At 66.7% G+C, this 13,300-nt stretch carries 4 protein-coding genes; all 4 read left to right on the forward strand.

Annotated elements, in window-relative coordinates; genetic code table 11:
- The coding region (pks2, locus tag A9W95_RS18125; RefSeq protein WP_156746269.1) for an SDR family NAD(P)-dependent oxidoreductase at nt 1–3,858 on the forward strand (3,858 nt) is incomplete at its 5' end.
- 238 nt (nt 3,859–4,096) lie between these two features.
- Complete coding sequence (locus tag A9W95_RS18130; protein WP_253851695.1) at nt 4,097–5,359, forward strand: condensation domain-containing protein; 1,263 nt, start codon at nt 4,097–4,099, stop codon at nt 5,357–5,359.
- A gap of 632 nt (nt 5,360–5,991) precedes the next feature.
- On the forward strand, nt 5,992–12,219 hold the full coding sequence (gene pks2, locus A9W95_RS18135) for a type I polyketide synthase (RefSeq protein WP_156746270.1): 6,228 nt from the start codon (nt 5,992–5,994) through the stop codon (nt 12,217–12,219).
- Nucleotides 12,220–12,224: 5 nt separating this feature from the next.
- Nucleotides 12,225–13,300, forward strand: a 1,076-nt coding sequence (locus tag A9W95_RS18140; RefSeq protein WP_067415744.1) for a glycosyltransferase, incomplete at its 3' end; no start/stop codon positions are given.

Here is a 13,300-nt window from a genome sequence, read left to right on the forward strand (position 1 = left end):
GCCGTCGACCAGACCGCGCGCGGCCTGGACATGTCGGCCGCAGCGCTGGCCGCCATGCGCCGCGAGCAGCCGCTACCGCACGGGCTACGCCAACTGGTGGGCGACCTCTTTGCCGCTGGTGCGGCGGTGGACTTCTCGGTGCTCTACCCCACCGGGCGGCTGGTCGACGCGACGCTGCCGGCCTGGGCGCACCGCCGGCTGATGCTGCTGGAAAGCACCGATCGCCTCGCGCACACCCACGCCATCGCCGTCCACCCGCTACTCGGTTCTCACGTGCGGCTGCCCGAAGAGCCCGAACGGCACGTCTGGCAGAGCGACATCGGCACCGACGCGCTGCCCTGGCTGGAGGATCACCAGATCCACGGGGCACCTGCCCTGCCCGGCGCCGCGTACTGCGAAATGGCGTTGACCGCGGCCCGCACTGTCCTGGGCGACGCAGCCGAAGTGACCGACGTCAACTTCGAGCAACTGCTGCTGCTCGACGCGGAAACTTCCGTCGGCACCACCGCGACCGTCGAAGCGCCCGGAGTGGTTTCGTTCACGGTCGAGACGACTCTCGGTGGGGAACGTTCGCGACGGGCGTCGGCCGTCCTGCGCTCGGTCAAAGAAGAAGAGGTGCCGGCCGGCCACGACATCGAAGCCCTGCTGGCCAGCCACCAGAATCCCATCCCGGGTGACGACCTGCGCCAAGACGCCGACCTGCGCGGCATCCAGTTCGGACCCGCATTCTGCGGACTGGCCACCGCATACACCTCCGAAACGGACGACACCCTGCTGGCCGAGGTGGGCCTGCCGGTTTCCATTCGCTCCCAACAGGGCGGCTACGGAATACATCCGGCACTGCTCGACGCGTGCTTCCAGTCGGTGGCGGCCCACCCCAGCGTCCGCAACGTCGGCAATGGCGGTTTGTTGTTGCCCTTGGGCGTCAGCCGCATTCGCTCCTACGGCCCGGCGCGCAACGCACGGTACTGCCACACGACCGTCACTCCCGCCGGCAGCGGGGTGGACGCCGACATCGACATCCTCGACGACAACGGCGCGGTGTTGTTGTCCGTGCGCGGCTTGCAGATGGGCACCGGCGCCTCGCCGAGCGATGAACGCTATCGCGTGCTGAGCGAACGGTTGCTGGCGATCGAATGGCACGAGCGCGAGCTGCCCGAGAAGACCGTCACCGATCCGGGCAACTTCTTGTTGATCAGCACCTCAGACGGCGCGGGCATGATGGCCACCCAGCTCACCGACGCCTTGAAGATGCACGACGCGCAGAGCACGACCATGTCGTGGCCGCTGCGCGGTGACCACGACGCCGTCGCCCAACGGCTGCGCGAACAATTCGAGACCGCCGGGTTCTCCGACTTAATCGTGCTGACCGAGCGGCAAGCCGGTGCAGATCGAGACTCCATCGATCGGGGGGCCGAGTACGTCAAGCTGGCCGTGCGGATCGCCCGCGAGTTGCCTGAGCTGGTCGGCCAGTCGCCTCGGCTCTACGTCATGACCCGCAACGCCCAAACGGTGTTGGCAGAGGACCGCCCCAACCTGGAGCAGGGCGGTCTGCGCGGCCTGCTGCGGGTGATCGGCGCCGAGCACCCGCACTTGAAGGTCAGTTACATCGACGTCGACGACGCGACGGGCGCCGACCAGGTGGCCCGTCAGCTCCTGCTGGCAACCGACGAAGACGAGACGGCCTGGCGCAACGACCAGTGGTATACGGCCCGTTTGTACCCGACACCGCTGCGGCCGGACGAACGCCACACCACCGTCGTCGAACACCAGGAACAGGGCATGCGGGTGCAGGTTCGCACGCCCGGTGACCTGCAGACGATGGAGTTCACCGCCTTCGACCGGGTGCCTCCCGGGCCGAACGAGATCGAGGTCTCGGTCAGCGCCTCCAGCATCAACTTCGCCGACGTCCTGGCGGCCTACGGTCGCTGCCCCACCTTCGACGGCAAGCAGCCACCGCTCGGCCTGGACTTCGCCGGTGTGGTGACCGCGGTGGGCCCCGAGGTCACCGACCACCAAGTGGGTGACCACGTGGGCGGCCTGTCCCCCGACGGCTGCTGGTCCACCTTTGTCACCTGCGACGCACGTCTGGCCACCAAGCTGCCCGAGGGACTGACCGATGCACAGGCCGCCGCGGTGACCACGGCGTCGGCCACCGCGTGGTACGGCCTGGTGGAGCTGGCCCGCATCCGGGCGGGCGACAAGGTGCTCATCCACTCCGGGACCGGCGGGGTGGGTCAGGCGGCCATCGCGATCGCGCGCGCCGCCGAGGCCGAGATCTACGCCACCGCCGGCAGCGAAAAGCGGCGACAAATTCTGCGCGACATGGGAATCGAGCATGTGTACGACTCCCGCAGCACCGAGTTCGCCGAGCAGATCCGCCGCGACACCGACGACTACGGCGTCGATATCGTCCTCAACTCCGTCACCGGCGCCGCCCAATTAGCCGGGATCAAGCTGCTGGCCATGGGCGGGCGGTTCGTCGAGATCGGCAAGCTCGACATCTACTCGGACACCAAGGTCGGCCTCTTCCCGTTCCGGCAGAACCTCGCTTTCTACGGCGTCGACTTGGCGCTCATGTCACGCACGCATCCCGCACACGTCCGGGGCCTGTTGAACTCGGTGTATCAGCAGACGGCCAAGGGCCTGCTGCCGCTGCCCCAAGCCACCCACTACCCGCTGGCCGAGGCGGCCACCGCGGTGCGGGTCATGGGTGCGGCCGAACACACCGGCAAGCTGATCCTCGACGTTCCGCATTCGGGTCGGAGCAGCGTCGTACTGCCGCCCGAACATGCACGTGTCTTCCGCGGGGACGGCTCCTACCTCATCACCGGTGGTCTGGGCGGCCTCGGCTTGTTCCTCGCCGAGAAGATGGCCACCGCCGGAGCCGGCCGTATCGTCCTCAGCTCCCGCTCCCAACCCAGCCAGAAAGCGCTGGAAACGCTTGAGCTGATCCGCGCCATTGGCTCGGACGTGGTGGTGGAGTGCGGAGACATCGCCGAGGCGGGCACCGCGGAAAGGTTGGTGGCCACCGCCACCGCCACCGGCTTGCCGTTGCGTGGGATCCTGCACGCCGCCGCGGTCGTCGAGGACGCCACGTTGCCGAACATCACCGACGAGCTGATCGAACGGGACTGGGCGCCCAAGGTGCACGGTGCCTGGCATCTGCACGAAGCTCTGCAGAACGCTCAGGCAAACGACACCCTGGACTGGTTCTGCTCGTTCTCGTCGGCTGCGGCCCTGGCCGGTTCGCCCGGTCAAGGCGCCTACGCGGCGGCCAACAGCTGGCTGGACGCGTTCACGCTGTGGCGGCGCGCGCAGGGCCTGCCGGCCACCTCCATCGCGTGGGGCGCCTGGGCGGAGATCGGTCGGGGTACGGCGTACGCCGAAACTTCCGGTGACGCGATCGAACCGGACGAAGGTGCCTACGCCTTCGAAGTCCTGCTGCGGCACGACCGGGCGTACACCGGCTATGCCCCGATCAACGGCTCGGCCTGGCTGTCGGCCTTCGCTCAGCGCAGCCCGTTCGCCGAGGCTTTCAAGTCGGCCGGCAAGGGGCGCTCGGGTAGCAGCAAGTTCCTGGCCGAGCTCGTCGAGCTCGACCGCGAGGAATGGCCCGCCCGGTTGCGCCGCATGATTTCTGAGCAGGTGGGCCTGATTCTGCGTCGCGCCGTCGACGTCGACCGGCCGCTTTCCGAGTTCGGTCTGGACTCGTTGGGGAACCTCGAACTGCGCACCCACATCGAGTCCGAGGTCAAGATTCGAGTCACCACGACGGACATCACGACAGTCCGCGGCCTGGCAGATCACCTTTACGACGAATTGACATCAAAAGGCGACATAGCAACACCCTCATGAGGTAGAAAAGGACGAGCGCCACTGTTTGACAGTTGGCTGATATCGAGGAGGAAGCGTGATCATAGGCGGGGGATCAGCAGACGTCACTCTCGGCGTAGGAATCGTCTACGACTGGGAGCCAGGACCGGGTTCGGTCGTGACGTGGCAGCCAACACCGGCCTCGCGCGCGAAAGCCAAGCAAGCACCGATCGTTGACGTGCCCCCGAGTTCCATGCAAGCCGGCCATTTGCGCGGATATGTGGAATTCGGCGAGCGTGGCCTCGACTATTCGCGGCTGGTTATGGGCTCTTGGGAGATTCCGGGCAAGTGCGACATTCGTACGATGACGCACGTCATCAATGCGCATGTCCGCCGGCACGAGACGTACCGCAGCTGGTTCGAGTACAACGGGCCGAAAGAAATCATTCGGCACAAAATTCAGAACCCTCGCGACATTCAACTGGCTCCGATTCAGCATGGTCAGTTGACGCAGCCGGAATGGCGTGACCTGGTTATCTCAACGCCGGCTCCGCTGGAATGGGACTGCTTCCGGTTCGGCCTGATTCAGCACGAGAACCACTGCTCGCTCTTTGCGATTGTGGACCACCTGCACTGCGACCCCGCCGTGGTTTCGTCGCTGTACGTCGAGATCCTCACCAACTACCGCGCGCTGCTTGAAGGCAAACCGCCGCTGGTCATGCCGGAGCCGGGTAGCCACGACAACTTCTGCATCCGCGAAGCGAAGACTGCGGCCGACTGCACTCTGGACTCCCCCGACGTCCGCAAATGGATCGACTTCGCGGAGAACAACGGTGGCGGGCTGCCGGAGTTTCCGTTGCCGCTGGGTGAGCAGACGCTGACTTGCGGTGGGGACATTCTCATCGAGAAGCTGCTGACGCCTGAGCAAACGGCGAAGTTCGAAGCCCGGTGCATGGCAGCCCAAGCCCGCTTCAGCGGTGGGCTGTTCGGCTGCGTCGCATTGGCCCACCACGAACTGACCGGCCAGGAAACCTATTTCGGTATGACGCCGGTTGACAAGCGCACCTCGCCCGAGGAGTACCTGTCGATGGGCTGGTTCACCGGGGCGGTGCCTTACACCGTGGCGATCGACCCGAACTCGTTCGAAGAAACAGCCCGTTCCACGCAGGCCTCATTCGACGAGAACATGAATATGGCGAATGTGCCCTACGAGCGGGTCCTGGAATTGGCGCCATGGTTGAAGCGGAATTCATCGCAATTCTTCATGACCAATTACATGGACGCCGGTCTGCCGCCTCTTTCTGCAGTTGTCGCCACCGCGCTGAAAGGTGCGAATGCGACGGCCTACAACGACGGCCGGAATCCGGCTTACCTGTACTTCTCGGTGATCCGTCTTTTCGACGAGGTTTCCGTCATGGTGAACTTCCCGAATAACCCGGTTGCGCGCGAGTCGGTGACCCGCTATCTCGAGGTCCTCAAGTCCGTGTTCGAGCGGGCCGCCGAGGGTCAGTACGCAAACGCGGCAGTTCAGGTGGCACGATAAAGAATCGACAAACTCGGCTTTGCGTCCTCCCCGCCGAACTGGGAAAAGGGACGTAAAGTCGGGAAAGTCGATAAGCCGACTTTTCGCACCGTAGGTTAAGTAAGACCGGGAATTGCGCCGACCCTGAATTGCGACGTCAGCAAAGTCGCTGACGGCAATATTCTCGTCCGGCGAGGACGACCGCCATGGTCCTGCGGCACCGAGAGATGAAGCATATGACGCGGGCACACGGTGCGTGTGCGGTTTTCAAAAAATCGCCTGCCCGCTTTTGTCCCCATCAAGCCGCCGCACGTAAGGAACGACGGGCGGCACTCGCTGCCCAACCAGGTCAAACCCCAGCTGAGGGGGCATGCCGGGCGCAGGTGGGCAGAACTTTTTAGTACGTCCGCACGATTTTTCCACATCGTGCGGGTCGAGCAGATACGCTGCTGAACAGTCACGAACTGCAGTGGGCTTCGACGCGGGGGTGGTAGCCGGCGTAGGCCAGCCGCCCGGTTCCCTGGGCCCGGAACGAGACAATTGGCACCGCTTCGGGGAGGGCCCATGCCACCAGGAAGCCGCTGACTCAAACCCGTAGGGAGAGGTGAACGACCGTGGACAGGACTGGTGTCACTCCTGTTGCCGTGATCGGTATGGCATGCCGGTTGCCGGGAGGCATCGACTCCCCTGAGGCGTTGTGGGAAGCGTTGCTGCGTGGCGACGACTTCGTTACCGAAGTTCCCTCCCATCGCTGGGATGTGGAGGAATTTTATGACCCCGAGCCGGGCGTGCCCGGTCGCACCGTGTGCAAGTGGGGCTCCTTCTTAGACGACGTGGCCGACTTCGACCCCGAGTTCTTCGGTATCACCGAGCGTGAAGCGACCGAGATGGACCCGCAACACCGGTTGCTGCTGCAGACCTCCTGGGAGGCGATGGAGCACGGCGGCCTGACCCGTGATGCCCTGACCGGCGTGCGGACCGGCGTGTTCGTGGGCCTGATGCACGACGACTACCTGTTCATGCACGCCGCCGCGGACACCTTGAGCGGGCCCTACGGGTACATGGGTAACAGTTTCGCCATGGGCTCGGGCCGCATCTCGTATGCGATGGGGCTGACCGGACCGGCGATGACCGTCGACACCGCGTGCTCGTCGGGGCTGTCGGCAATCCACCTGGCCTGCCAGAGCCTGCACGACGGCGAAAGCGACATCGCTTTGGCCGGTGGCGCTTCGGTCACCTTGGAACCCCGCAAGGCCGCCTCAGGCTCGGCCATCGGCATGTTGTCCCCCACCGGGCACTGCCACGCGTTCGACGTCCAAGCCGACGGCTTCGTGTCCGGTGAAGGCGCGGTGATGATGCTGCTCAAGCGCCTCGAGGATGCGCAGCGAGATGGCGACCGAGTCCTGGCCGTGGTGCGTGGCACCGCCGCCAATCAGGACGGTCGCACCGTCAACATCGTCACCCCCTCGTTGCCCGCTCAGGTCGAGGCATACCGGGCGGCGCTGGCGGCAGGCAACGTTGACCCCACGACGGTTGGCATGGTCGAGGCACACGGCACCGGCACTCCGATCGGTGACCCGATCGAATACGCCAGCTTGGCCGAGGTTTACGGGACGAGCGGCCCCTGCGCTCTGGCGTCGGTCAAGACCAACTTCGGTCACACGCAGTCAGCCGCCGGCGCGCTGGGCCTGATGAAAGCTGTCCTGTCGGTGCAGCACGGCGTGATCCCGCAGAACCTGCACTTCACCCAGATGCCGGACAAGTTCGCCGAAATCAAAACCAATCTCTTTGTCCCGCAAGAGAATACCCCGTGGCCGATCGAGGCGACGCCGCGCCGGGCGGCGGTGTCGTCGTACGGGTTCTCCGGCACCAATGTGCACGCGGTCTTGGAACAAGCCCCAACGCACCCGACCACCGTCGAGGCCGACGACAGCACCGCTCTGGACGGCGTGCTGATCTTCCCGTTGTCGGCGTCCTCAGAGGACGCGCTGCGCCAGACAGCGGCCCGGCTCGCCGACTGGGTCGACGCCCAAGACGACCTCGACATCTCCAACCTGGCCTACACGCTGGCTCGTCGCCGCACCCCGCGCGCGGTGCGCACCACCGTCCTCGCCGACAGCCGCGCACAGCTGACTGACGCGCTGCGCGAGATCGCCACCGGCGAGGTGCCCTACCCGCCGGCCATCGGCCAGGACGACAAGGGCCCGGTGTGGGTGTTTTCCGGGCAAGGCTCGCAATGGGCCGAGATGGGCAAGGATCTGCTGGCCACCGAGCCGGTGTTCGCCGCCACCATCGCCGAAATCGAGCCGCTGATCGCCGCCGAATCCGGCTTCTCGGTGACCGAGGCAATGACCGCCCCAGAGAAGGTCACCGGCATCAACCGCGTCCAGCCCACCCTGTTCGCCATGCAGGTCGCGCTGGCCGCCACCATGAAGGCCTACGGTGCTACCCCCGGCGCCGTCATCGGCCACTCCCTGGGCGAATCCGCCGCCTCGGTGGTCGCCGGCGCCCTGTCGCTGGAAGACGGCGTCAAGGTCATCTGCCGCCGCTCCCAACTGATGACCCGCATCTCTGGCGCCGGAGCCATGGCCTCGGTCGAATTGCCTGCCGAAGAGGTCATCACGCAATTGGTCGCGCGGGGTGTCAGTGACGTCGTGGTGGCGGTGGTCGCCTCGCCACAGTCCACCGTGATCGGCGGCGACACCCAGACCGTGCGCGACCTGCTCGCCGCGTGGGAGGAGCGCGACGTGCTGGCCCGCGAGGTGGCCGTCGACGTGGCCTCGCACTCCCCGCAGGTCGACCCGATCCTCGACGAGTTGTACGACGTGCTGGCCGACCTCGAACCGCTCGAGGCGCAGGTGCCCTACTACTCGGCGACCTCCTTCGACCCGCGCGAAGAGCCGTACTGCGACGCCGGCTACTGGGCCGACAACCTGCGCCACACCGTGCGCTTCGCCGCCGCGGTGCAGGCCGCCCTCGAAGACGGCTTCCGCGTCTTCACCGAGTTGTCTCCACACCCGCTGCTGACGAATGCGGTCGACCAGACCGCCCGTAGCCTGGACAAGTCAGCCGCCGCCCTGGCCGCCCTGCGCCGCGAGCAGCCGCTACCCCACGGCCTGCGCGGGCTGGTGGGTGACCTGTACACCGCCGGTGCCGCGGTCGACTTCTCCGCGCTCTACCCCAGCGGACGGCTGCTCGACGCGCCATTACCCAGCTGGAATCAGCGCTCGCTGCTCCTGGCGACCAACGGCTTGGATTCGGTCGCGCGCCGCAGCGCGCTGGTGCCCGCACATCCATTGATGGGTGTCCACGTACGCCTGCCCGAAGAACCGGAACGTCACGTGTGGCAGGGCGAGGTCGGCACCAAGGCCGTTCCCTGGCTGGCCGATCACGAAATCCGTAATTCGGCCGCCCTGCCCGGCGCCGCCTACTGCGAGATGGCGCTGGTCGCCGCTCGTACCGTACTCGGCGACACGGCCGAAGTTCGCAACCTGCGCTTCGAGCACTCGCTGGAACTCGACGAAGTGACCCCGGTCGGCATCACCGCGACGTTTGAAGCGCCGGACGTCGTCGCGTTCACCGCGGAAAGCAACCGCGAGGGCCGCTACGAACGGCAGGCCACCGCCCTGCTGCACGCCGCCGACCCGTCGGACGAGCCTGCGGTGCACAACATCGCCGAATTGCTGGCCAAGCACCCACGCCCGGTGGACGGCGATGAGATCCGCAAATGGATGGACAAGCGGGGCCACCGACTCGGAGCGGCGTTCACCGGCCTCGGCGGCGCGCACATCGCCGAAAGCGCCGGTAACACCGTGCTGGCCGAGGTGTCGCTGCCCGGCCCACTTCGTCCCCAACAAGGCACCTACGGCCTGGTGCATCCGGCGCTGCTGGACGCGTGCTTCCAGGCGGTGGCGGCACATCCGAGTGTGGGGAGCCACGACAGCGCCGCCTCGGGTGGATTGCTGGTGCCGTTGAGCATTCGTCGGCTGCGCGCCTACAGCTCAGCCCGGCACGCGCGGTACTGCTATGCCACCGTGACCGCCTGCGGCGCCGCCGGGGTGGAGGCCGACCTCGACATCGTCGACGAGAACGGCGCCGTATTGATGGCCGTGCGAGGCCTGCAACTGGGCACCGGCGCGTCGCCGGACAGCGAGCGCCGCCGCGTGCTGAGCGAGCGGCTGTTGACCATCGAATGGCAACCCCGCGAGCTGCCCGAGAAAACCGTCACCGAGCCCGGCGCTTGGTTGCTGGTCAGCACTTCCGACACCGCCGACCTGACCGCAACCGCGCTCACCGACGCACTCAAAGTGCACGACGCGCAAGCCACCACCCTGTCGTGGCCGTTTGCCGGCGACCACGCCGCCCACGCCCAGCAGTTGCGCAGCGAACTCGAGGCGGGCGCGTTCCACGGCGTGGTGCTGCTCACCGCGCCGCAACACAGCGCCGATAGGGAGGCAGCAGACCGCGGCGGGCAGTACGTCGAACACGTGGTCCGAATCGCTCGCGAGCTGCCGGAACTGCTCGGCTCACCCCCGCGGCTGTATGCGTTGACGCGCAATGCGCAGACGGTGCTGGCCGACGACCGCGCCAACCTCGAGCAAGGCGGCCTGCGCGGCCTGCTGCGGGTGATCAGCTCGGAGAATCCGCACCTGAAAGTGAGCTACATCGATATCGATGAGCAGACCGGGGCGGAGCAGGTGGCGCGCCAATTGTTGTTGGCCACCGACGAGGACGAGACCGCGTGGCGCAACGATGAGTGGTACACCGCCCGAATGCTGCCCAGCCCGTTGCAGCCCGAGGAACGTCGCACCGCCATCGTCGACCACGACGAAGCCGGGGTGCGTCTCCAGATCCGTACTCCGGGCGACCTGGAGACCTTGGAGTTCGCCGCGTTCGACCGGGTGCCGCCGGGTCCCGGCGAGATCGAGGTCGCAGTCTGCGCGTCCAGCGTCAACTTCGCCGACGTGCTGGCCACTTTCGGCCGCTACCAGACATTCGACGGGAAACTGCCCGAGCTGGGCATGGACTTCGGCGGCGTGGTGACCGCGGTCGGCTCCGACGTCACCGACCACCAGGTCGGCGACCATGTCGCCGGCCTGTCCAACAACGGCTGCTGGGCCACCTTCCTCAACTGCGACGCGCGCCTGGCCGCTACCGTCCCCGACGGCATCACCGACGCCCAGGCGGCCGCGGCCACCACCGCCTACGCCACCGCGTGGTACGCCCTGCACGATCTGGCGCGGATCCGCTCCGGAGACAAGGTGTTGATCCACTCCGCGACCGGTGGGGTGGGACAGGCGGCCATCGCCATCGCGCGCGCCGCCGGCGCCCAGATCTTCGCCACCGCCGGCAGCCCGGAGCGTCGGAAGATGCTGCAAGACATGGGAATCGAGCATGTCTATGACTCCCGGAGCACGTCGTTCGCCGAAGAGATCCGCCGTGACACTGACGGCTACGGCGTCGACATCGTGCTCAACTCCCTGACCGGCGCCGCCCAGCAGGCCGGGATCAAACTGCTTGCCCTCGGTGGACGTTTCATCGAGATCGGCAAGCGCGACATCTACTCCAACACTCGACTGGAGTTGTTCCCCTTCCGCCAGAACCTCGCTTTCTACGGCGTCGACCTCGCCTTGATGGCCGAGAGTCATCCCGCTCAGGTGGGAACCTTGCTGAGCACGGTCTACCAGCAGGTCGCGAGCGGGGCGCTGCCGCCGCCGCAGATCACCCGCTACCCCATGGCGGACGCGGCGACGGCAATCCGGGTGATGGGTGCGGCCGAGCACACCGGCAAGCTCATCCTCGACATCCCGCATGTCGGGCGCAGCAGCGTCGTGATGCCGCCCGAGCAAGCCCCGGCATTCCGCTCCGACGGCTCCTACCTCATCACCGGTGGGCTTGGCGGGCTGGGCTTGTTCTTGGCCGAGAAGATGGCGAGCGCCGGCGCCGGCCGCATTGTGCTCAGTTCACGTTCACAGCCTTCGCAAAAGGCTTTGGAGACAATCGAAATGGTCCGGTCAATCGGGTCCGACGTGGTCGTGGAGTGCGGCGACATCGCCGAGGCCGGCACCGCCGAGCGGCTGGTGGCCACCGCAACTGCCACCGGTCTGCCGTTGCGCGGGGTGCTGCATGCCGCCGCTGTGGTCGAGGACGCCACCTTGCCCAACATCACCGAGGAATTGATTCGCCGCGACTGGGCGCCCAAGGTGCATGGGGCGTGGAATCTGCACGAGGCGACCGCCGGGCAGCCGTTGGACTGGTTCTGCTCGTTCTCATCGGCCGCGGCGCTGGTCGGTTCGCCCGGCCAGGGGGCGTACGCGGCAGCCAACAGCTGGCTGGACGCATTCACCCACTGGCGGCGGGCCCAAGGCTTGCCGGCCACCTCGATCGCCTGGGGCCCGTGGGGTGAGATCGGCCGCGCGACGTCCTTCGCCGAGGCGGCCGGCGACGCCATTCAGCCCGAAGAAGGCGCCTACGCCTTCGAGGCTTTACTGCGGCACAACCGCGCCTACACCGGCTACGCCCCAGTCATCGGATCACCGTGGCTCAACGCGTTCGCCCAGCACAGTCCGTTCGCCGAGGCGTTCAAAGCCACGGCCAAGCACGCGGGCAACAGCAAGTTTCTCAACGAACTGGACAGGCTGCCGCAGGAGGAATGGCCGGCCCGACTGCGTCGCATGGTTTCCGAGCAGATCGGGTTGATCCTGCGCCGCACCATCGACGTCGACCGGATGCTGACCGAGTACGGGCTCGACTCACTGAGCAGCCAGGAACTGCGCACCCGGATCGAGTCCGAAACCGGGATCCGCATCACCGCCACCAACATCAACACGACGGTGCGCAGCCTGGCCGACCTGCTGTACGACGAGCTGACCTCCGCCTGACGTCGATGAAATTTGTGCTGGCGACGCATGGCACCCGCGGCGATGTCGAGCCATGTGCCGCAGTCGGTATGGAACTGCTCCGCCGCGGACACGACGTCTGCATGGCGGTGCCGCCCAACCTCATCGGGTTCGTCGAGGCCGGAGGATTGACCGGCGTCGCGTACGGACCGGACTCCGGCATACAGATCAATCAAGTTGCGGCGTTCGTCCATAACCTCACCAAGGCGCAGAATCCCTTCAACCTGGCGCAGGCGGGTAAGCAGCTGTTCGTCGAAGGCTGGGCCGAGATGGGCAAGACGCTGACCGAGCTGGCCGACGGCGCCGACTTGCTGATGACCGGTCAGACCTATCACGGTGTGGTGGCGAATGTCGCCGAGTACCACGGCATTCCGCTCGCCGCGCTGCACCACTTCCCGATGCACGTCAACGGGCAGGTGGGGCTGCCGTCGGTACCGATGCCTTCCGAGGTCGCCCGCACCGTCGGTAAAGCGTCCTGGCGGCTGTACTCCTACACCACCAAGGACGCCGACCGCGCCCAGCGACGCGAACTGGGCCTGCCACCGGCATCAGCCCCGGCGCTCACACGGATCGTCAATTCCGGGGCGCCGGAAATTCAGGCCTACGACCCGGCAATGTTTCCCGGAATCGTCGAAGAGTGGAACGGGCGGCGGCCCTTCGTCGGTGCGCTGTCGATGCAGTTGCACACCGAACCCAACCACGACCTGGAATCATGGATCGCGGCCGGAACGCCGCCGATCTACTTCGGTTTCGGGAGCACGCCGGTGCAATCGCCGGCCGAGACAGTCGCGATGATCGCGGACGTGTGCGCCGAATTGGGCGAGCGTGCGCTCATCTACTCCCCCGCCGACCAGCCCGTCGTCCGGCAACCCGAACACGTGAAACTTGTTGGGTTGATCGACTACTCGGCGATCCTGCCGCAGTGCCGGGCGGTGGTCCACCACGGCGGGGCGGGCACCACCGCCGCGGGTCTACGCGCCGGGATGCCCACCCTCATCCTCTGGGTCACGTCCGATCAGCCGTTCTGGGCGGCCCAGGTGCAGCAGCTGAAAGTCGGTCGAGG

Source organism: Mycobacterium sp. 1423905.2, assembly GCF_001673155.1.
GTDB lineage: Bacteria > Actinomycetota > Actinomycetes > Mycobacteriales > Mycobacteriaceae > Mycobacterium.